The organism is Metabacillus sp. KUDC1714 (genome assembly GCF_014217835.1).
In the GTDB taxonomy this organism is placed as follows: domain Bacteria; phylum Bacillota; class Bacilli; order Bacillales; family Bacillaceae; genus Metabacillus; species Metabacillus rhizosphaerae.
This window is the reverse complement of record NZ_CP055263.1, coordinates 3,768,359-3,789,778: the sequence shown is the minus strand read 5'-3', so window position 1 is coordinate 3,789,778 and position 21,420 is coordinate 3,768,359. Positions and strand designations below refer to the sequence as shown.

Here is a 21,420-nt window from a genome sequence, read left to right as displayed (position 1 = left end):
AAACAAGCTACCAAAAGCATCACAAGACTTAACAAATTCTACTTTTAACCTCCTTCCGCTTAGGATTGAACCAGCTTAATCTACATCAGCAAGCAACCCAATATAAAAAAGGATAAACCCCATTTCTGAGATTTATCCTTCCATCTTCAACAAATCCACTTACGATAAACTACTAACTTGCTCCTTTTCAATATCAGCGAGAGATGTTTCTTTTTCTTCAAGCCATAATATACTCGTTACTCCCCTTGGGTAGTACTTGCTGCCGGCAATTTCTCCGGTAATAATTTGATCACTCCAGCTCCAAACAGAAAGTGTAGGATGTGTTAACCATTCAACATGAGCAGCATCTGCTTTCGCACCCTTTTCATCCCATGTCCAGCCTAGTAGCTTACGAGCTATAAATTGACTTAGATAGATTTTACTTAGCCAAGAGTTGTTGCTTGTGGATGAGATTTTCCAACCACCATCCTCAAATAAGCAGACACCATCGACAAGAACTGTTTCTAGGTGCCTTTTCAATGCTTGAATGTAAGGACCGAAACGGCCATTTGGATCAAGGGCTTCTTCACAATTTGTGTAATACGGGAAAATTAAGCCTTCGATTGCTGGAATAATTTTCGAATCATTATTTTCGCCTACAACTGCTGGGATATACCCAACCTCTGTTACGAAGCTGACAATGCTTTCGGCACATTTTTCTGCTTGTACACCTGATTGCTTCGCAAGTACTTCTAGACCATTTCCTGCGAATAATTTTTCTAACGCAACATAAGAGGCCCAGCACTTTCCAGCCATGTAAATATTATTTCTTGCCTGGCCTAACGAAACATCCAAACTATCATAAGTTGTGATTTCAGCTCCTCCCATAACACGAGTTGAATCTAATGCCATAATTCCATTGCGTTCCTCTGGATTTGGATGATCACGATTAAGCATGCTTTCAAAACACCTAATGAAAATATCGATATTATCCTGAAGCCATTTTATATCATTCGTTTGTTCCACATAAACAGCCGCACATAAAACCCAGTTCACAAGCTGTTCATGTGTCATATGTGAGAAACAGCCATCTAATCCGTACAACTCATAGGATGAATAATGTGGTCGAGATATGGTATTGGCTACACCCATATCATGTGTAAAGCTGATCCCTCCAGGGTACACGGTTTCGTCGTTTGGAAAGCGAACTTGATCTTCATAGCTGAAGCGCCCCACAAACATATCTAATTCATTTTTCACTGTCCATGGATTCATTTTCATTTCAAAGAATAGCTGATCAACAGTTAGATCAAACGTATTCATCATTCGATATTCGCCTTCATTGACAATCCAGAATGGTTCTCCATCAATGTCAAGTAGCTGTGTACATCCATAATAACTCCGGATGGAGTGGGCCATCATAAATCGTTGGTCATCTGATAAGTGATTCGCATTGTCAACCAATTCATTCGCTTTTTCTGCACGTTCCACGATTTTCACAGCGTTTTCTAATGAAAAGACTGCTACTTCCTCAATATTCTTAAAATAGCGAGTATAGTAGTAAGAAGCATCTAATCCAGTTGTAACATATCCAGAACGATGGAAACAAATTGCAAACTGATATGTACGTCTAGTTCCCGCTGGAACGTCCATAATCATTGCTGCAATTGGTCCTAAACCAAATGTCCAGTTCTCTTCGAACGGCGTTGTTAGAATATTTTCCATACTAAAGTGCATAGCTGATTTTACATCAGGATTAGCTGAAGCGATGGCTGTAATGCGTCCTTGACCAACACCAGTAACTCCTTCACACGTATCATCTAAACGACGCATTGAACTGTACGAATCATTTCCTTCATAGCCGAAAAATGCCCGTCTGCTTTTGCTTCCTTTCGTATTATCAACTGTTACCTCAGCGATGACAGCAGGGACAAGTGTAAGCTTTAGCTCGTCATTAGATGCTGAAGCTGGATCTGGTACTGATTGTGCTTGAGAATAAATTTTAAAGGTTAAATCCCCTGCTTTCCATGTGTCAGTTCCTAGTTTAAAATCTCGAACAACCTCATCTTTTGCAAAAGGGTAAATCATTTTTGGTTTATCTTGTTCAGGATCAGGATTTTCAATATCATAGCGCTTACTTTCGTCCTCACCAGAATCAAAAAATGGCAAAGCATGATACATTCCAGCTTGATCTAATGACTCTACTCCGATAAACACATTTTTCCGTGGAGATCGACCAAGTTCTAGATCCAATCCACCTCCACTTCCTGGAAACCCAAGTGTAAAGCTAGAAAAAGCTCCAATTGGAGAGTGATGTGCATTAAAGTATTGATTTTTAACCATCGAATCCCTTCCTTCTACCATATTAGTATGTTACTTATTATCCTTTGACAGAGCCTGCCGCAATTCCTTCTACAATTCGATTACTAAAGAAGAAAAAGGCAATTAATATTGGGATAATACTAATCATAAGTGTTGCACCAATTGCACCCCACTCTGTCATGTACTGCCCAATAAAGTTCTGAATTCCAACTGTTAATGTTTTATACTTATCAGAACTAATAAATGTGTTAATAAATACAAATTCATTCCAGTTATAAATCATATTGATGATGACAGTAGTTGATAAAACTGGTGCTGTCATTGGTAGTGTGATTTGAAAGAAAATCCGGTGTATCGAACATCCATCTATGATTGCTGCTTCTTCTACCTCACGAGGTAGCGTATAATAAAACCCCATTAAAATCATGATCGTAATTGGAAGGTTGAATGCTGTATACGATAAAACGACAGATAATGGGTGATCAATTAAATTAACCTTTAAAAAGAAGCTAAATAGTGGAATCAGCGTTGAGTGAACAGGAATCATCAGTCCTACCATAAATAAGCCAAGGACTAGTTTACTAAATTTCCACTTCATTCTTGTGATGGCAAACGTAACAAAGCTTGCCAAAAGTACAGTTAATAACACTGATACAGTTGTGATCCAAACACTGTTAAAAAAGTAAAGACTAATATTTCCTTCTGTCCAAACCTTCGTATAATTTTCCCACTTCGGACTTGTTGGTAATGCAAACGGTGAATTGTTGAACACTTCTTGATTATCCTTTAATGAGAAAAAGAACAACCAAACCAGTGGATAAACTTGAAAGATTGCAATGATGCCTAATGTTAAATATAGCAGTCCATACCCAAGGCGATTTACGATTCCATTAGCAGGTCTTTGAGTTATTAATGGAGTAGATACGTTTGGTTGTTTTTGTTGTTGTACCATGCTCATCTTCATTACTCCTTTCTTAATACTGAATTTCTTCATCAGTTGCTGTTAATTTACGAATCAACCATGTCACAACTAGGCAAATCAATAATAGGAAGAAGCCTACTGCACTTCCGTAACCAAAGTCATATGTTCCAAACGCTTTTTGATACATATAAGATGCCATAACCTCACTAGAACCATTTGGTCCTCCGCCTGTCATAACGTAAATTAAATCAAAATATTTTAATGAACCAACAATTGCTAAGACAATCGTTACTTTAATAACACCTGCAATTAATGGAACTTTAATTTTGTACGCAATTTGAAACGCATTAGCCCCGTCAATTTTCGCAGCTTCAATTAATGATTCAGGGATGTTCTTTAAAGCGGCATAATAGATTAAAATATAAAAGCCAGCATATTGCCAAATAATTGGAACGAATAGTGCAGATAAAACTAGGTTTGGTTCTGCTAACCATGCTGGTGGATTGTCTATCCCGAAGGAAATTAGCAAACTATTAACTAATCCGTTCGTTGGATGGTAGACTTTTAGCCAAAGCTGTGCAATCGCTACCGAAGATAACAGCATCGGAACTAAATAAATCTTCCTTAAAAAGTTTGCCCCCTTTATTTTGCCTGCTAGAATTAATGAAATTATAAGATAACCGATTAAACTAATCGCGGAAAAAATGGCTAGTAAAAACGAATGAAAGGCACTTTTCCAAAACTCAGCATCTTTTAACAGCTTTGTATAATTTTCTAACCCGATAAATGACATCTCTCCAATTCCATCCCACTTCATTAGTCCATAGTAGCCAGTTAAAATAATCGGTACATAGATTAAAACTAAGATTAATAGAAGTGCAGGCAAAACATATAATGTAATCACTAATTTATTGGACATTACTTTATCCATTATGATCTCCCCTTTCCTATGAAAAACTAAAGGTCGATAATGACCTTTTTGATACAGAAAAGGACATATCCCGAAATGATCGATATGTCCTTTTCCACATTACAACCTTACATGAACGTCTTGTATGTTACTCTTCACTAGCAAGAGCTTCCTCATGCTTCTTCGCAAATTCCTCTGGTGTTGCTTGTTCGCCAAACAATGCTTGGATCATATTTAAATGCTCCTGTGCAACTGATGCACTCATTTGTACATCTGCATACAACGTAATATTGCTAGCGTTATTCAGTTCATCTAATACATCAATATACATTTGTGGTAAATCAACCTTTGAAGTATCAACCTTAGTAGCAGGAATCACACCAGCATCAGTTACAGATCTCTCTCCCCATTTTTGTACAAAGAATTCAACGAATTTTTTTGCTTCTTCTTTTACTTCAGATTTCTCTGATACGAATAAACCAACACCAGGCCCGCCAACAAAGCTGTTGATATCGCCTTTTCCACCTTCAACAGTTGGAAATTTAAAGAAACCGATTGAGTCTCTGAATTCTTGAGGGACATCTTCGTTAGTTGTATAGTTTGGCAATTCCCATGATCCCATTAAATACATCGCAGCTTGCTCATTCATAAACGGTCCTTTCGCTTCATCATTCGATAAGCCATTGAAACCCTTTACAAAAGCATTCATACCTACTAAACTTTGAATCTCTTCAGCAGCTTGAATTAACGCTGGATCTTCAAACGTACCTGTACGGTTAATCGCATTTGTTAGCGTTTCAGGACCACCAAGGCGATCTGCTAAATACATATACCACAATGAACCTGTCCAACGATCTTTATTTCCTAACGTAATTGGTGTTACTCCATTATCAGCTAGTGTTTTCACAATATTTTTGAATTCTTCATATGTCTCTGGAACTTCTAGATTGTATTTTTCAAAAATCTTCTTATTATAGTAGACTGGTGCAATATTCAACTCTAGTGGTAAACCATATGTTTTTCCGTCTAAAGCATATGCTTCTGTTGTACCTGAAATAAATGATTCCCCAAGCTCACCTTCTAGTATGTCATCCAGTGGAGCAAATTTATTCCCCTTTACATAAGGTTCTAAGAAACCAGCAGCCCAAGTCATTCCAACATCAGGCAGTTCATTTGAAGCAGATAATATTTTCAACTTTTCTTTGTATTGCTCATTACTTAAAATTTCTTGTTCAATTTTCACACCAGGATTAGCCTTCTCATACTCTGCAGCAATATCGTTGACAATTATATTATGCTGCTTAGAACTCCCAGCAGGCCATAAGTGCATTAACTTTACAGTTACTTTATCACCTGAGCCTGATCCACCTTCATTACTTGTTTCACTTGAACTCGAACAACCAGACAATATTAGCCCTAGCATCATTGTAAGTACAAACAACATTGAAATCGCTTTCTTTCTCATGTATAAAATCCCCCTTTGATTTGATTCGTTGTACGTTTACAAGCTCATTATAGCATCGGATAAATTTAGAGATAAGGTAACAATGTTTGGGGAAAGTACTACTTTTTTTAGTTTTCTGTTTCACTAATGATTGCTGTTTTTCGATATTGACTTGGCGTTTGCCCCTCGTACTCTTTAAAAAGCTTGATAAAATATTTTGAGGTACTATAGCCTACTTCTTCAGCAATATCAGCAACAGATAGGTTCGAAACGATTAATAAATTCTTTGCCTTTTGAAGCCTGCTTCTAGTCACATATTCACTAAATGTCATATTAGCCTGCTCTTTAAATAACACACTAAAATAACTTGGATTTAAATGCACTAAACTCGCAACTTCTTTTAACGAGAGCTGTTCATGTAAGGAGTCATCAACATAATTCATCGCTCTTTTGATAGGTGTGTCTTCTCTTCGTTCGCCTTCCTTCACATCTACTAGTCGCTCATCAACGATTTTATGAATCTTACCTTCTCTTTCTCTCTTTTCCTGAACCTCTACGGCTTGCTCGACAGCTTCTATTAATTTACGTTTATTCAACGGCTTGAGCAGATAATTCAGTACTCCTAATTGGATCGCTTCTTGGGCATAGCTAAATTCCGAATAGGCAGAAATAATAATGACAACTGGATTTTGTTGTTGTGTTTTTAAGATTTTCAACATGTCAATCCCACTTATTTCTGGCATAGAAATATCGGTTATTAATATATGAATCTTCCTTTCTTTTAGGATTTCTATCGCTGCACTAGCACCATCAGAACTTATAATTTCATATTTCCCATCTGCCCAACCTTCAAGTGTCTTTTTCAACCCTTGTCTTGTTTTTGGCTCATCATCAACAATTAAAATCGTCTTTTTATGCATTAGAAAATACCCCCATTTATTGGCACCTCAAATGTAAAGCAAGTTCCTTCGTTAACTATACTGTTAATAGCAATTCTACTTATCTCATACTCTTTATAATATAGTTGTAACCGCTTATTAACGTTTGCGATGGCCATCCCATTCCCTTTTAAGGAAGTAACTTTACCAGCCTCTATTTTTGTCATAATCTTATCAATCGTTACCTGGTCCATCCCTGGCCCGTTATCCTTTACTAATATGATCAAATTGCTCGTAGATGGTGAAGGTTTTACACTTACCGTGACAAAGCCTTTTCCGTGTTTATTTCCAACACCATGTAAAATAGCATTTTCAACAATTGGTTGAATGATTAGTTTAGGAATTTTAACACTTTCATAGTCTGAAGGAATATCAACACTCCAAGTGAAGCGCTCTCCAAATCTCATTTCCATTAATTGCATATACATTTCAACATGTTCTAGCTCTTGCTTTAATGTAACCCATTCATCTTGATTATGACTGCTAATTGTGTAGCGAAAAAGCTCTGACATGGCAATTACCGAGTCAGCCAATTCGTCTTCGCCCTTTTCATCAAGTGACCAATATAATGCATCTAATGTATTAAATAAAAAGTGTGGATTAATTTGTGATTGCAATGCTTTTAACTCGGCTTGACTATTGACGATTTCCTTTTCATAAACAACCTGAATTAAATGATTTGTATGTTCAACTAAGTGATTATAGGTTTGATTTAATTCATTAATTTCAATCGTTGAGGCGATTTCAGGATTTAACGTTAATTCTCCACCCTCTGATTTTTTCATTGTTTTCGTCAATTTTAGGATCGGATTAGTAATCATTGTTGACAGGAACACCGAGCATATTACAAAAATCAAAAATCCAAATGCTCCTGATAAAATAATGGCTGCACGTAAAACAGAGATTCCTTCCATTATGGTACTAACAGGTGTTAAAATATGTAACGTCCAACCAGTAATCGAAGATTTTTGTTTAACTAACATGTAATCGTTTCCATTAAATGAAATCATTGTTTCATTTTTAGAGATAATTGGCCCTATTTCACCTTTATAATTCGAAGTAATCGCCTTATTATTTTGATCGACTAGAATCATATATTCACCATGATCCTTACTAGTCTCAGTGAATTCGAAATATTTTGCGTGTATTTGTACTAATAAATAACCTCCATTTGTAAACCAGCGGTCCATTAAACTAACACGTCTGATTGCCAGGAAAAATTCAGGTTCATTTGGATCCTTCCCAATCCATACTAACTTACCTTCAGCCTGATCTGCTGCTTCAATCCATCTGTTATCAACACGGTGAAACAATCCATCCTCGTCTAATGGAATAAGCTTTCGATAATTTGTTGAATAAAGCTCAAATGCATTTATTCCATCTGAATACACTTGAAAGGTGTTTCCTACTTGCATCAATGCTTGTCTCTCTATAAAATTTGCATATTGACCTTGTTTTTCAGACAATAGCAGCTGTTGAACATAAGAATTTGTTGCAACTTGCTTTGTCAGCATGTCAATTTGCTGGTAAAGTGACTCCATACGTCCGTTTGCTTCGATTGCTGTTTGTTGAATTTGTTTTTCACCATTATTTTTCAACAAACTAGAGACAATGTTATATGTCATAATTCCTACAAAACAAAGGACAATAACCATCACACTTAAAAAGACAAATAAAATTTGGTTTCGCAATGTATTATATTTACCTAATCTTAACCTCATATAAGTTCAACCTCTCAAAAACGCTAAGTTAAAAGTTTCAGAATCTTGCTTTTATACATTATCATAAAAATAATTATTTTTACATAGATCACTAAGTTAACTTATAGGTTTATAAGTTTTGAGTTGTGATACATAATTTTAAAGGGTTGAGGAACACCTGAAAATGGTGTATTACACCAAAAAACTGCAATGTGGAGGGATAAACTTTGAGAATGATACTTTTTCACTTATTCCCTAGCTTATCATTTGCGATATTACCTGTAACAATTTTGTTACGTAAAGCAATATATAGGGTAAGATGGTTTTATAAAGTTCCATCTATTACTAAAGGTGTTGAGTATTCTTAAAAAACACTCTGATTCACATTGTTGGAAGTTGAAAAGGCAAGCGCACTTTAAGCGCTTGCCTTTTCAACTTTTTTATTTAACTAAATCAATGACTGCTTGTTTAAGATAAACGGCTCGTGCGCTTTGATGAAATATTCATGTGATTGAAAGTGACTTACACTTTTCTGATCATCCTCCCACACCCATGCATCCATTTCAGATTGTGTCTTATGAGCACGGTATGCACGCAGCTTATGTAAATGTTCGTTTTTGACATTGATTTCTGTTATTTGCTCCAGTAAAAAACCATAGACTTTTGGATCTTGGGCTACATTTGACCAACAAACATAGTATAGTTCTGCTTCCCGATTTATTTTAGCATATCTTGCAAATGCTGATTTTGTTGCAAGCCCGATTGTACAATGGTCAGGGTGACCACCTAGTGTTTCATGAAAGGTTATCACAGCATCTGGTTTGACATCATTCATCTGCTCATAAACTATCTGTGTAAGTGATTCAAATGGATGAATTTCTAGCAATTTATCACGAATTCCTAAAAAACGTAACTCCTCGATATGTAATGCTTTGCATGCATTAATTAGCTCTTGTTCTCGTAGTTTTGGAATACTCTCTCTCGTTGCAATTGGCGGAACTCCCATTCTCCTGCCCATTTCCCCTTTTGTAGCACAAACAAGTACAACTCGGTGACCATCATAAGCATATTTAGCCAACGTTCCACCACATATGAATGTCTCATCATCAGGGTGAGCAAACACTGCCAAGATTGTTGCCATCATTAAACCCCTTCTTTTCCCTAAAATAATGAAGCCTATTGATTAAAGTACAAATGGTTTAGAACTTATTTCAAGTGTCCGAGCAAGGCGGTCAACATGATCATAACCACTGATTACAACCAATTCTTCGGATATTGACATATGGGTTAGATCATCAACATGGATAATTGATTGTTGCTGATCCATCTCTAAAAAAACACGAAATGATTGATCTCCTTTTACATGTACATTTGATAAAGTAGCTTTTCCATTTCTAAAGTAACCACCAGGATTTATCTCAATGTGAAGATAAATATTTGTTCCGAGCCATTGTTGGAGTTTATCTAAAAGAGATTGAGAATGAATTGGTACCATTGTAAAACACCTCCACTCTAAATTGTAAAAGGAAAAAAGCAGGAAGTTTACCCTAAGAAATAATCAACTTTATAGTTTTTTAGATTTCGACAAGATCCTTTTGATCAACATTAAACTCAATTAAATTCAAATCGGGATCCATACAGAAAATTTGCGCAAAGCCACTTTTACTATTCGGTTTTTCTGTTATTTCAATTCCTAACTCCTTTAAATGGTTCAATGTTTCACCATAATCTTTCACACGTATAGCTAAATGTCCATCTTTAGAATTAATCGTTTGCTCTGTACGTAACGTTGAAGAATCTTTGTATACAATTAAATGAAGCTGTTGGTTTCCCACTTGATACCAAGCTCCTGGAAAATCAAAATTTGGTCTTTCCAATTCTTGGAAACCTAGTAGTGTACCATAAAAATGTTTTGCCTTCTGTAAATCGGTCACTGAAAGACTAACATGGTGGATGCTTTCTATATTGATCATTTTGGACAACTCCTTCTAGTAATAATGCAAATAATTTAGTTAATTATAGCAGATGAAAACGCTATTATGCATTATATAGGATTCTTCAAGAATTAAGCATAACCCACAGGAAAAAAATGTATGAACACACAAAAAAAGGACAAGATAAGATAATTATTCAATTAGTTTTTTAAGTGGAGTGTTTGAAAAAAATGAAAAGTGCGTGGAACCGTTTATTCAAAATACAAAAAAAAGAAAAGATGCAACAAAAGGTAAGCTTTGATGATACAAATAATACACAATATCCAGAAGAGCTAAGTTCTTCAATTGATACCAATATTCAACACATTAAACAAGCTTTTGGAAATAGCGGTGATTTAATCATTCGTGAATTTAGCATGGGAAAACCATTGTTACATAATGTTGCTTCTATTTATGTAAACGGATTAATTGATAAGGAAATCATGGGGAACTTTATTATTGAAAAACTCATGAATGATACTAATATCAATAATCTTGAAGAGCCTTTGTCACCAAATAAATTAGGGACATATATAAAAGATCATATTATTACAATTACAAGTGTTGAAATTGTTTCAGATATGAAAAACTTGCTTTCAAATCTACTCTCTGGACAAACAATTGTTCTAGTTGATGGTTCATCTGAGGCTTTGAACTGTGCTTCTCAAGGTGGAGAGTTACGTTCAATATCAGAACCTACTGCAGAATCTTCGGTTCGTGGACCAAAAGAGAGTTTTACTGAATCTCTTATTACAAATACATCCATGGTACGTCGGAGAATTAAAAGTCCAAATCTATGGCTAGAAACAAGAAGGCTAGGAAAGATTACGCAAACAGAGATTGGTATTATGTATTTAAATGGTATTGTTAGCGATAAGCTACTTAACGAAGTAAGAGAACGTCTTGATAAGATTGATGTTGATGAAATTCTTGGTTCCAACACTATTGAAGAATGGATTACAGATGATGTGTACACTCCCTGGCCTACAATCTTTGTGACAGAACGTCCTGATGTGGTTACAGGTAACTTACTTGAAGGACGTGTGGCTATTTTTGTTGATGGAACACCGAACCCTTTGATCGTTCCAGCAACCTGGAATCAATTTATTCAAACAGCAGAAGATTATTATTTACGTTGGAGTATTTCTGGGTTTTTAAGATTTATTAGAATTGTTTCTTTTTTGATCACTTTACTTGGTCCATCCCTTTTCATTGCATTTGTTTCGTTTCACCCTGAATTAATTCCAACTCCCTTGCTAATTAATATAGCTGCACAGAGACAATCTATTCCATTCCCTATTATTATCGAGGCACTACTAATGGAATTTACTTTTGAAGTGTTACGTGAAGCTGGTGTGCGAATGCCTCGACCTGTTGGCCAAGCAGTTTCAATTGTGGGTGCACTCGTATTAGGGGAAGCAGCGGTTTCTGCTGGGATTGTGTCAAGTGCGATGGTCATTGTTGTTGCTGCAACAGCAATTGCCAGCTTTACAATCCCCCATTATTCACTAACAGATGCAACTCGATTACTTCGATTTATGATGATGATATTAGCAAGTACCTTTGGACTTTATGGGATTGGATTAGGTGTCATACTATTGGTTGCACATACAGTGAGTCTGAGGTCATTTGGAATTCCATATTTAGCTCCATTTGCTCCCTTAATTATTACTGATCAACAGGATGCGATTTTACGCTTACCAAAACCTTTTATGTCCAAGCGTCCACAACTTATTAGTCAAAAGAGAAAAAATAGAAATTAAACATTGGATCAGAGAGGGATTTTAATGAAACATAAACCTTATATGTTTGTTTTAGCACTATCACTTATCTGTTTATCAGGCTGCTGGGATAGTGCCGAGCTACAAGATCTTAGTATAGTTTCGGGGATCGGGATTGATAAAGGTGGTGACTCAGTCGATGATAGATATCGTACAACTGTTCAAATTATCAATCCTTCTCAGATCGCCGGAGGCCAACAAGGAGGGAAAGTTCAAGCTACACCTGTTACAACATATTCAGCTACAGGGAGTACTCTGAAAGAAGCATTTCACAAAGTATCATTAAAAGCACCAAATGAACTGTTTTTCCCTCACATCCAAATCATGATTATTAGCGAAGAATTAGCGAAAGAAGGAATTTTGGATTTGTTGGATCTAATAGAGCGTGATGCCTATTTTCGTGAACTTTTTCCAATTGTCATTGTAAGGGATAATACAGCGGAAAATGCTTTAAAAATATCAACTTCATTAATACCAATTCCAACTGCAAAAATGGTTGCAAGCTTAGAATCCTCTGAAATAATATGGGGAGAGTATTTACCTGTACGAGCTGATGAGGTAATTGCAAAATTAAATAATGGTAGTCTAACTATTCCAGGAATTCAAATTAACGGTTCAGCTGAAAAAGGGAATGCTGGGACGAATATCCAACAAATTTCACCGGAAACTTTTATAGAAACAAGAGGCTTGGCGATCATGAAAGAAGGTAAACTTGATAAATGGTTGGAAAAAGATGCTGCACATGGTGTTACTTGGATCAAAAATAAATTAAATAGAACCACTATGACTCTTGATTGTCAGAAGCAAAAAGAAGCAATCGGTATTGAGATTATTTCATCAAAAACAAACATTAAAGTTAGAATAAAAAACCAAACACCAATACTCAACGTTTCAATTCAAACTGAAGGAGCTGTCTCTGAGAATCTTTGCTCCATTGATTTAAGTAAAAATAAAACGATTGAAGAGCTTGAAAAGAAGTTAAATGAAGAAATAAAGGAAGAAATCATATCAACTTTAAAAGTGGCCCAAGAGGAAAAGAGCGATATTTTTGGTTTTAGTGAATACGTGAATATTGCAGATAAACAACTATGGAAAGAAATAGAAGACAAATGGGAAGATGAAATCTTTCCTGAAACAGAAATTAATGTTTCTGTACAATCAATCATACGTCGGACAGGCATGAGCACAAAATCATATATAAAATAAGCTTAGATTTTTAGGAAATTGGGGTTCTTGAATATGGAAAAAGCCAAGTTAAGTGTTATTCAACTCTTTGCTATGATGTTTATGTTTGAGATGGGTACTTCCCTAGTTGTAAGTTATGGGATAGGCGCAAAAAAAGACGCCTGGTTAGCCATACTTTTAGGTACATTCAGTGGAATTGTCCTATTTTTTATTTATTATCGTCTATTTCGCCAATATCCTACATTACCACTTACTGGATATACACAAAAAATAGTAGGTAAATATTTAGGGTGGTTTATTGGTGTATTATATATTATCTACTTTTTATACATTACATCTAGGCAGGTTCGTGATTTCAGCGAATTGCTTGTGTCATCGACAATGACAGAAACACCACTGTTAGCAATTCATATTTCATTTGTTCTTGTGATTTGTTATGTGCTTTATCTAGGTATTGAAGTACTTGGCAGAACAGCAGAAGTATTTATTATCATATTACTATTGTTTGGCATTGCAGCAAACTTTTTCATTCTTGTTTCAGGAAGTATCAATTTAAATCATTTACGACCTTTTCTAGAGGATGGCTGGAAACCAATCATCCATACAGCTGGCTTTGATATTACCTCTCATCCGTTTGGTGAATTAATTGTATTTACCATGATCCTTCCTTATTTAAATAAACCAGGCTCTGTAAAAAAAGTATGGCTAACTGCATTGTTAGCAGGAGGTATTGTTTTAAGTTGGACAGCAAGTATAAATATTGCTGTCCTTGGAGTAGATGTAATGGAAAGAACAACTTTTCCTACGCTAACAACAATTGGCAAAGTGAACCTCTTAGAATTTATTCAAAGGCTTGATGCAATTGTTGTTTTCACGCTATTTATAACGGTGTTTTTCAAAGCTTCCATATTTTTATATGTTACGGTTATTAGTGTAGTTGATCTATTCAAGTTGAATAATCATCAACAAATTTTATTTCCTGTTGGTGGTATTATCGTCTTTTCATCCATGATGATTGCTTCTAATTTTTCAGAATACATGGAAGAAGCAAGGAATGTATTACGATATTATCATCCATTATTTTTCTTTATAATCCCATTGATACTGCTAATCATCGCAACAGTTCGAAATCGATTAAAAAATAAACTTAATTAGATCCATCTTCATTACGTTCTTTATTTTTAATATTGTAATAAATTGGCTGGCCTATTATAATTCCTAAAAGAAATATAAGCATAAAATATTCTCCTACACCCATCGTCCAAAATGGACTTAGTTGATGGGCTAGTAGCTGTGAATTACTTAAACCGATACCTTTGTCCATAAAAACATTTGTTCCAACACTTAAAAAAAACAAAAAAATGACAATACTAGTTATTTTCATATAAAGCTCCTTATTAACAGAGTATATATAGTATTTGTGATCTTGGTGCATTTTAGCCATTTCAATATTATCAAAAATCCTGCTATTCTAAAGGGTATCTTAATCAGGTAATATGCTTACACCTTGAAAGATTATATATCTAATCGGTGTAAATAATTATTCCTCGCTACCTCCCTTAGAGAGATTCGTATTAATCTTTCGTCTAATTTGTCTCTTGGAATGTATGAACAATCAAATTTTGATCTAAACTATAAACGGGAGGTTTTATCATGAGACAAATAACAATATTACTTATAAAATTTGTGACCTGTTTGCTTGCTTTTGGACTTGGTCTTGATTTATTCTTTGACGCGACGTTTGTTGATATTCTCACTTTCAGTCTATTTGTTACGATTGCTTCTTATGTATTAGGAGAGCTAATTATTCTACCACAACTAGGGAAACGAGCAGCTGCCGTTACAGATTTCTTGTTAACCTACTTGAGCGTGTGGATATTCGGGAGTATCCTTCTAGACAATTATCTACAAATTGGCTGGGGAAGTATTATCTCTGCAACAATCGTGACTGTAGCCGAAGTTTTTGTTCATTTATTTTTACAGGATCGCATTACTGTTGGACAAACAACTGAAAGAAGAAGTACCGGTATGAATCCTACGCTGGCGTTTGGTACGGAATTTGCGGAAGAAGAAGATATTAGAGATTTAACGAAGAAGGATAAATAAAAAATGGGGGACAGTCCCCCACTGCGTTACAACGTTAACGCATTGAGGGACTGTCCCCAAAAATTTGTCCTCAAACAATTACCCTTTATTTGCCCCCGCTTTCAGTCCTTCAGTTAGGTGATCTTGGAAGATAAAAAATAAAATTGTAATTGGTACAGCAACTAGTACGGCACCAGCTGCAAAGTTTGTAAATTCAGAATTTCCACGTCCTGTGACCATTTCAAATAGGCCAACAGCCAATGTTTTCTTTTCACTCGATCTTAGGACTAGTTGGGCAAAGATAAAATCCATCCATGGTCCGATAAAGTTTGTTACTGCAATAAATACTAAAACTGGTTTTGAAAGTGGCATCATGATTTTATAAAAAATCTTCACATGGCTTGCACCATCAATTTTTGCTGCTTCCTCAAGACTTTTGGGTAGACCATCAAAGTACCCCTTAACAAGCCATGCACCAAAGGGAATGGATCCACCTGCATATACAAGAATTAACCCCCAATGATTGTCTAATAAGTTCATTTGCAATAATAGAATGTAGATTGCAATCATCCCCATAAACCCAGGAAACATTTGCAAAACAAGCATTGTCATTAGCCCTTGCTTTCTACCTGGAAAACGAAATCTTGAAAAGGCATATGCTGCAGTAACCACTAAAAAGGTTGAAAAAACCATATTCCAAAATGCAATTTTAAGTGTGTTTTTATACCACAATAAATAATCTGTTTCTTTAAATAAATACTCATAATGTGCAAGTGATAATGATTCTGGTATGATTCGTGTTGAGAATAAGGAATCACCTGGGTTCAATGAGCCAGTAATAATCCAAATAACAGGATATAGGATTAAGATAGTTGTAATCGTTAAAATTGAATAAATCATTATATGGCTAAGTTTCTTTTTTAAACTAACATCCATCATGACATCATATCCTCCTCTTTAAATGCTCTTGTTCTTCGAAAGTTAATAATTGAGAAAGTAGCAATCACAATAAAGATTAAGATAGAGACAACAGAAGCTACTGCAAATTGACTATTATCAAGTGTTAATTTATAAATCCAACTGATTAAAATATCGGTAGACCCCGCATATGAATAATCCATGTTAACCGGTCCACCTTCAGTCATTAAATAAATAATATTAAAGTTGTTAAAGTTTCCTGCAAAAGACATGATTGCAAGAGGTGCTGTAGCAAACATGATTAATGGCATGGTAATTTTCCAAAACCTTTGAAATTGTGTCGCACCGTCAACTTCTGCTGCTTCATATACTTCTTTATCAATACTAGTTAATACACCGCTCATCAAAACCATCCAGAAGGGAAAGCCAAACCACATGTTTACAACAATTAGCGTTACTTTTGCCAAAAACGGATCTGACAGCCAAGGGATTGCTCCTTGAATAACACCTAATTCTATTAAATAACGGTTTAATGGACCAAATTCACCATTAAAAATATTTCTCATAATTAATATTGAAACAAATTGTGGAATTGCCCAAGGTAAGATAAACATGCTTCGCCAAAACTTCTTAAATTTTATTCCTTTTTGATTTAGTAATACAGCAAATATTAGTCCTAAGAAGAAGGTTGTAATTGTTGATATTACTGCCCATACCACTGTCCATGAAAAAACACCATAGAAAGTTGTACTCCAAGTTTTCATTTGAAATAGCTGAATAAATGTATCAAAACCAACCCAATCAACTAAATGCTTTGGTGGTAAATGATTGGGTGCTGAGTAATTCGTAAAAGCAATTAAGATTCCAAATAACAAGGGAAGAATAGTTAAGAAAGAAGTAAACAAGACAGACGGAGTTAATAAAATATAGGGAAAGCCGTTTTCCCATATGTTTTTAAACATCGCTTTTGCTCCGTTAGGCTTTATTCCCTTTTCATTCTTTACCGCAACCTTATACGCATCGCGGATGTTCAAATAGTAGAACCATAGGAATAGCAAGAAAGAAATTAAAAATAAAATCCCTTCGATCATTAAGAAAATAGAGTGATCACCTTGAACAATTTTAAATCCATCTCTTGATTGTGGAGTTTCTCCTAATGTTGTTAGCCCCCACATAGCCCATTGAAAAGGAACAGTCCAAAAAAGAAGTAGATATAATTCCAAAGCAATATAAATTAAACCTTTTACGATTTGTCGATTATACAACTGGCCAAGCCCCATAAATATTAAAGATAGAAAAGCACTAATTCTTGGCTTTGTTAGAAAAGTTCGATTAGGTGGTGTTGGTATTTTTAAAGATTTGTTTGCTTTTTTAGCATTGCTTTCCTTACGGATTTTTTGTTCATAGTTTCGATCACGTGCTAAAGAACTCATGGTTCACCCTCCTTTTAATGGAAATGAGAGGGTGACTCAATGGATATGACTCTTGTTTACCCGAGTCTCCCTCTCATTGCATTCCTATTTTGTTTGTGATTCAATTGCTTCTTTTATTTGCTGTACTCCTTTATCAAGTGAAGCTTTAGGTTCAGCGGCATTATTCCAAATTGCTGTATATGCCACTTCCATTCCACCCCAGACAGTTTGCATTTCAGTAATATTTGGCATTGGAATTGAATACTTCGCCTGCTCTAAGAATGCACTATTTAATTCATTTGACTTAATGGTTTCATTCTCGACTAATCCGTTTGATGCAGGTAGTTGACCTGTAAGTTCATAACGTTTTAATAGCATTTCATCACTTGTAGCAAATTTTGCTAATAAAGTAGCAGCCTGTGGATATTTACTATAAGCGTTTACATAATAGCCTTTTGTTCCTGTGAAGGTTTGTGGAACTTCACCATTTTCGAGTTTTGGTAATGTTGAAACACCAAAATTAACATCAGCTTCTTCGTGTCCTTTAGCAGCCCAAGGACCAGAAAAATAATATAATAGTTTTCCTTCATTAAAATGTGAAGTAATAACATCACCTGTAATATCTTCTTTTTTCATAGGCAAGATTTCATCACGAATACGTTCCATTAAGCTTGCAGCCTTTAGTGATCCTTCGTTGTTTAATCCAATTTCACTTGGATCCGTGTTGTTGTCACCAAAAATAAAATCACTATATCCTCCAACAAATCCATAAACTAAGTAGAAATTGCCTGGTTCGATCATGAAACCATATGAACCTGGATTTTTATCCATAAATGCTTTTGATTGTTCGATTAATTCATCCATTGTTTTTGCTGGCTCAAATCCCATTTCTGCTAATAAATCTTTATTATAATAAAGTGCAATTCCTTCGATGTTTAAAGGAAAACCATACATTTTTAATTCGTCTTCATCTTTAGCAGATACCGCTGTAACCGCACTTTCCAAAAAGCGTTCTTTATATTCTTTTGCAAAATAATTATCATAAATAAGTCCTGAGGTAACCATAGCACCGACATGATCATGTGCTGCATTAAATACATCTGCACCTATCCCTGCTGGTCCATCTGTTTTCAACTTTCCAGGTGCATCAGTATGGGAGACAGTTTCATATTTAACTGGAACCCCATATTCTTCTGTGAATTTCTTGGCAACATATTTTGCCCATTCACCTTCTTCATCCCCGTTATCCCATAAAACAAGTTTAGCGTCTTCTTCAGGTACTATTTCTTCTGTAGCAGTTTCATTTGTTTTACTTCCTTCAGATGCTTCATTTGAAGTTTCTCCAGCTGTAGGAGCACCCGGCTTATTACATGCTGCCAAAACAAAAATCAATAAAGAAATCATCGATAAAGTGAAAAGCTTTTTCATGTTTCCCCACCCTTTTTTATTAGTAGATTTATCTCAACGTTCATTTGGACACCTTACAACCAAAATAGAACTGTCGAAAACCAAAAAATTCAAACGTTTGCACAAATAAAATGAATACTACTTGTGTAAAATTTTTTATATCATGAATCTTATTATTCTATTAAGTTGTTAATATTTAATTCTTTGTGCAAACGTTTGTATTCAATCACATAAATAAATACGACAAAACCTTTTAAATGTCATCATAACTATTAAAAATATATACTTTTATAAGGTGTTTAGGAAAAGTAAAATGTGCAAACGTTTACACTTGTTATGCATTATTCTACTTTGGCAGTTTGGCCTTGTCAATATTTTTTGAATATTCATTTTCCTTTTCACACTATTTAGTTCTTTTTTCTTATTTTTCGTTAAATACACTAAGTTTTAATAAACTTTGCTCTAACTTAAATTACATTCTCACACAAAACAATCATCATTACTGATGTTTCGGCCACGAGGGAAGTCGGAATTTTACAAAAATAGTCGATTTTTTCTCTTTTTATTTTTTTGTATTCCTGTTATAGTTCAATTTGGTTGCAAACGTTTGCACGATAAAAGGAAAATCGAAAGGGGAATTAATTTGCTTAAAGAAGCTATATACCATAGACCGAAAAATAATTTTGCATACGCTTATGACAAAGAGACGTTACATATTCGTCTTCGCTCTAAAAAAGGTGATTTGGTTAAAGTATTTTTAATCCATGGAGATCCTTACCAATGGACAGCGGCTGGTTGGTCTAACACTACTAAACCAATGACCCTGGAAGGATCAGATGATTTATTTGATTATTGGTTTGCAGAAATAAAGCCAGAATTCAGACGCTTGCGCTACGGATTTGAAATTTATTCGAATACTGAATCAGCTGTATATGGTGAAAGAGGCTTTTCAGATAAAGACCCCAGAGATTCTGGATTTTATTTTTGTTTTCCATTTTTAAACTCAGTTGATGTGTTTGAAGCTCCAAGCTGGGTAAAAAATACTGTATGGTATCAAATTTTCCCTGAACGATTTGCAAATGGAAATTCAGAACTAAATCCCAAAGGAACCCTCCCTTGGGGTAGTGCTGATCCTGAACCCGACACTTATTTTGGCGGTGACTTTGAAGGAATCATTAATAATATTAATCATTTAGTAAAGCTAGGAATTACCGGCATTTACTTAACACCCATTTTTAAAGCAAATACAAATCATAAGTATGACACGATAGATTATATGGAAATTGATCCGCAATTTGGGGATAAAAAAACATTTAAACAGCTAATTGAAACGTGCCATAAAAATGGTATTCGTGTTATGTTGGATGCAGTTTTTAATCATAGCGGTTTTTATTTTGAAGCATTTCAGGATGTCCTTGAAAAACAAGAAAAATCTAAATTCAAGGAATGGTTCCATTTACGAGAATTTCCTGTTCAAGCCTTTCCCGAACCAAATTATGATACTTTTGCATTTACCCACATGATGCCAAAGTTAAATACAGAACACCCCGAAGTAAAACAATATCTTTTACATGTAGCAAAATATTGGATAGAAGAATTTGATATCGATGGCTGGCGTCTTGATGTTGCAAACGAAGTCGATCACGAGTTTTGGAGAGAGTTTAGAAGAGCAGTAAAAGTTATAAAGTCTGATGTCTATATACTAGGTGAAATATGGCATGACTCAATGCCTTGGCTTCAAGGGGATCAATTTGATGCTGTAATGAACTATCCGTTTACAAATGCATCATTAGAATATTTTGCAAAAGATAAAATAAATGCAGATGAATTTGCTCACCAGCTATCAAAGGTATTAACCTCTTACCCAAGGAATGTAAATGAAGCTGCTTTTAATTTATTAGGCAGTCATGACACTCCAAGAATTTTAACAATTTGTAATGAAAATAAAGAGAAGTTAAAGCTACTTTTCTTGTTCCAACTCTCCTTTATAGGGACACCATGTATTTATTACGGAGATGAAATTGGATTAACAGGAGAAAATGATCCAGGTTGTCGTAAGTGCATGATTTGGGAGGAAAGTAAACAGGATAGCGAGCTCTTTAACATAGTAAAAAAATTAATTTCACTTAGAAATAAACATACAGCATTTGGAAATGAGGGAGAATTTACATTTTTAGAAACAAACACCGATAAAAACTATGTTATTTATTCAAAACAATCAGTTGATGAAACAATCATTATTACGATAAATAACTCAAGTGATCACATTGATGTTAACATTCCATATGACTTTACAAATAAAGAACCTGTCAATCTATGGGACTATTCAAAGCAAAAGGATACATCTAAAATTGAACTTACACCTTATGGATTCTCAATTATTCTAGTGAAAAATTAATTATACAGCAAAAAGACAGAGTTTCTACTTATCTGTCTTTTTTATT

The 21,420-nt window shown here is 34.9% G+C and carries 18 protein-coding genes and 1 pseudogene; 5 read left to right on the top strand and 14 right to left on the bottom strand.

Translation table 11 applies throughout. From position 1 onward, the window contains the following. Positions 1 to 159: 159 nt before the first annotated feature. From HUW50_RS17420 to HUW50_RS17380, 9 genes are all read right to left on the bottom strand, one after another. A complete protein-coding gene (locus HUW50_RS17420; RefSeq protein WP_066331434.1) occupies positions 160 to 2,322 on the bottom strand; it encodes a glycoside hydrolase family 52 protein in 2,163 nt (720 codons plus the stop codon). Positions 2,323 to 2,359: 37 nt separating this feature from the next. After that, positions 2,360 to 3,259, bottom strand: coding sequence for a carbohydrate ABC transporter permease (locus HUW50_RS17415; RefSeq protein ID WP_083964596.1), 900 nt, complete (start codon positions 3,257 to 3,259; stop codon positions 2,360 to 2,362). Between the two features lie 16 nt (positions 3,260 to 3,275). Beyond that, positions 3,276 to 4,154, bottom strand: coding sequence for a carbohydrate ABC transporter permease (locus tag HUW50_RS17410; protein WP_066331435.1), 879 nt, complete (start codon positions 4,152 to 4,154; stop codon positions 3,276 to 3,278). Between the two features lie 127 nt (positions 4,155 to 4,281). Beyond that, on the bottom strand, positions 4,282 to 5,598 hold the full coding sequence (locus tag HUW50_RS17405; RefSeq protein ID WP_066331438.1) for an extracellular solute-binding protein: 1,317 nt from the start codon (positions 5,596 to 5,598) through the stop codon (positions 4,282 to 4,284). 107 nt (positions 5,599 to 5,705) lie between these two features. Then, positions 5,706 to 6,497 carry a response regulator transcription factor gene (locus HUW50_RS17400; RefSeq protein ID WP_066331439.1) on the bottom strand — a complete coding sequence of 264 codons (792 nt, stop codon included), beginning with the start codon at positions 6,495 to 6,497 and terminating at the stop codon, positions 5,706 to 5,708. After that, positions 6,497 to 8,236: a cache domain-containing sensor histidine kinase gene (locus HUW50_RS17395; protein WP_066331441.1), complete on the bottom strand. Its 1,740-nt coding sequence runs from the start codon at positions 8,234 to 8,236 to the stop codon at positions 6,497 to 6,499. The genes HUW50_RS17400 and HUW50_RS17395 overlap by 1 nt, the downstream gene beginning before the upstream one ends. A gap of 427 nt (positions 8,237 to 8,663) precedes the next feature. After that, entirely contained in the window at positions 8,664 to 9,359 is a 696-nt protein-coding gene (locus HUW50_RS17390) for a PIG-L family deacetylase (protein WP_260445530.1), read from the bottom strand. A gap of 39 nt (positions 9,360 to 9,398) precedes the next feature. After that, positions 9,399 to 9,710 carry a DUF1806 family protein gene (locus HUW50_RS17385; RefSeq protein WP_066331446.1) on the bottom strand — a complete coding sequence of 104 codons (312 nt, stop codon included), beginning with the start codon at positions 9,708 to 9,710 and terminating at the stop codon, positions 9,399 to 9,401. Positions 9,711 to 9,789: 79 nt separating this feature from the next. Then, positions 9,790 to 10,188 (bottom strand): VOC family protein, encoded by a 399-nt coding sequence (locus HUW50_RS17380; RefSeq protein ID WP_066331449.1) that lies wholly within the window; start codon positions 10,186 to 10,188, stop codon positions 9,790 to 9,792. Between the two features lie 191 nt (positions 10,189 to 10,379). Between HUW50_RS17380 and HUW50_RS17375 the strand changes: the two genes are divergently transcribed. Genes HUW50_RS17375 through HUW50_RS17365 form a run of 3 tightly spaced genes read left to right on the top strand, consistent with a single transcriptional unit; the run spans position 10,380 to position 14,309 of the window. Further along, complete coding sequence (locus tag HUW50_RS17375; protein WP_083964597.1) at positions 10,380 to 11,951, top strand: spore germination protein; 1,572 nt, start codon at positions 10,380 to 10,382, stop codon at positions 11,949 to 11,951. Between the two features lie 24 nt (positions 11,952 to 11,975). Next, positions 11,976 to 13,175: a Ger(x)C family spore germination protein gene (locus tag HUW50_RS17370; protein WP_066331452.1), complete on the top strand. Its 1,200-nt coding sequence runs from the start codon at positions 11,976 to 11,978 to the stop codon at positions 13,173 to 13,175. Positions 13,176 to 13,208: 33 nt separating this feature from the next. Further along, positions 13,209 to 14,309, top strand: a complete 1,101-nt coding sequence (locus tag HUW50_RS17365; protein ID WP_066331459.1) for a GerAB/ArcD/ProY family transporter — start codon at positions 13,209 to 13,211, stop codon at positions 14,307 to 14,309. Here HUW50_RS17365 and HUW50_RS17360 read toward each other — a convergent pair. After that, a complete protein-coding gene (locus HUW50_RS17360) occupies positions 14,302 to 14,538 on the bottom strand; it encodes a YczF family membrane protein (RefSeq protein ID WP_066331462.1) in 237 nt (78 codons plus the stop codon). The two genes, HUW50_RS17365 and HUW50_RS17360, sit on opposite strands and share 8 nt — an antisense overlap. Positions 14,539 to 14,807: 269 nt before the next feature. On the opposite strand from HUW50_RS17360, the gene HUW50_RS17355 reads away from it, so the two are divergent. Beyond that, positions 14,808 to 15,260 carry a YndM family protein gene (locus HUW50_RS17355; RefSeq protein ID WP_066331465.1) on the top strand — a complete coding sequence of 151 codons (453 nt, stop codon included), beginning with the start codon at positions 14,808 to 14,810 and terminating at the stop codon, positions 15,258 to 15,260. Between the two features lie 78 nt (positions 15,261 to 15,338). Here the strand turns inward: HUW50_RS17355 and HUW50_RS17350 are convergent, their stop codons facing one another. The 4 genes and pseudogenes from HUW50_RS17350 to HUW50_RS17340 all read right to left on the bottom strand — a co-directional run bounded on the left by HUW50_RS17350 (position 15,339) and on the right by HUW50_RS17340 (position 18,997). Further along, positions 15,339 to 16,175: a sugar ABC transporter permease gene (locus tag HUW50_RS17350; protein WP_066331699.1), complete on the bottom strand. Its 837-nt coding sequence runs from the start codon at positions 16,173 to 16,175 to the stop codon at positions 15,339 to 15,341. Beyond that, entirely contained in the window at positions 16,175 to 16,921 is a 747-nt protein-coding gene (locus HUW50_RS27595) for an ABC transporter permease subunit (protein ID WP_396652645.1), read from the bottom strand. Before HUW50_RS27595 ends, HUW50_RS17350 begins: the two co-directional genes overlap by 1 nt. A gap of 236 nt (positions 16,922 to 17,157) precedes the next feature. Then, positions 17,158 to 17,178: pseudogene (locus tag HUW50_RS27590) on the bottom strand (hypothetical protein). 496 nt (positions 17,179 to 17,674) lie between these two features. Next, a complete protein-coding gene (locus tag HUW50_RS17340) occupies positions 17,675 to 18,997 on the bottom strand; it encodes a sugar ABC transporter substrate-binding protein (protein ID WP_066331468.1) in 1,323 nt (440 codons plus the stop codon). A 622-nt stretch (positions 18,998 to 19,619) separates the two neighbouring features. On the opposite strand from HUW50_RS17340, the gene HUW50_RS17335 reads away from it, so the two are divergent. Next, positions 19,620 to 21,374, top strand: coding sequence for an alpha-glycosidase (locus HUW50_RS17335; protein WP_066331471.1), 1,755 nt, complete (start codon positions 19,620 to 19,622; stop codon positions 21,372 to 21,374). Positions 21,375 to 21,420: the final 46 nt, after the last annotated feature.

Coding starts and splice junctions, on each gene's coding strand:
- HUW50_RS17420 (WP_066331434.1), bottom strand. CDS start 2,322: ATGGTTAAAAATCAATACTTTAATGCACATCACTCTCCAATTGGAGCT.
- HUW50_RS17415 (WP_083964596.1), bottom strand. CDS start 3,259: ATGAGCATGGTACAACAACAAAAACAACCAAACGTATCTACTCCATTA.
- HUW50_RS17410 (WP_066331435.1), bottom strand. CDS start 4,154: ATGGATAAAGTAATGTCCAATAAATTAGTGATTACATTATATGTTTTG.
- HUW50_RS17405 (WP_066331438.1), bottom strand. CDS start 5,598: ATGAGAAAGAAAGCGATTTCAATGTTGTTTGTACTTACAATGATGCTA.
- HUW50_RS17400 (WP_066331439.1), bottom strand. CDS start 6,497: ATGCATAAAAAGACGATTTTAATTGTTGATGATGAGCCAAAAACAAGA.
- HUW50_RS17395 (WP_066331441.1), bottom strand. CDS start 8,236: ATGAGGTTAAGATTAGGTAAATATAATACATTGCGAAACCAAATTTTA.
- HUW50_RS17390 (WP_260445530.1), bottom strand. CDS start 9,359: ATGATGGCAACAATCTTGGCAGTGTTTGCTCACCCTGATGATGAGACA.
- HUW50_RS17385 (WP_066331446.1), bottom strand. CDS start 9,710: ATGGTACCAATTCATTCTCAATCTCTTTTAGATAAACTCCAACAATGG.
- HUW50_RS17380 (WP_066331449.1), bottom strand. CDS start 10,188: ATGATCAATATAGAAAGCATCCACCATGTTAGTCTTTCAGTGACCGAT.
- HUW50_RS17375 (WP_083964597.1), top strand. CDS start 10,380: ATGAAAAGTGCGTGGAACCGTTTATTCAAAATACAAAAAAAAGAAAAG.
- HUW50_RS17370 (WP_066331452.1), top strand. CDS start 11,976: ATGAAACATAAACCTTATATGTTTGTTTTAGCACTATCACTTATCTGT.
- HUW50_RS17365 (WP_066331459.1), top strand. CDS start 13,209: ATGGAAAAAGCCAAGTTAAGTGTTATTCAACTCTTTGCTATGATGTTT.
- HUW50_RS17360 (WP_066331462.1), bottom strand. CDS start 14,538: ATGAAAATAACTAGTATTGTCATTTTTTTGTTTTTTTTAAGTGTTGGA.
- HUW50_RS17355 (WP_066331465.1), top strand. CDS start 14,808: ATGAGACAAATAACAATATTACTTATAAAATTTGTGACCTGTTTGCTT.
- HUW50_RS17350 (WP_066331699.1), bottom strand. CDS start 16,175: ATGGATGTTAGTTTAAAAAAGAAACTTAGCCATATAATGATTTATTCA.
- HUW50_RS27595 (WP_396652645.1), bottom strand. CDS start 16,921: ATGAAAACTTGGAGTACAACTTTCTATGGTGTTTTTTCATGGACAGTG.
- HUW50_RS17340 (WP_066331468.1), bottom strand. CDS start 18,997: ATGAAAAAGCTTTTCACTTTATCGATGATTTCTTTATTGATTTTTGTT.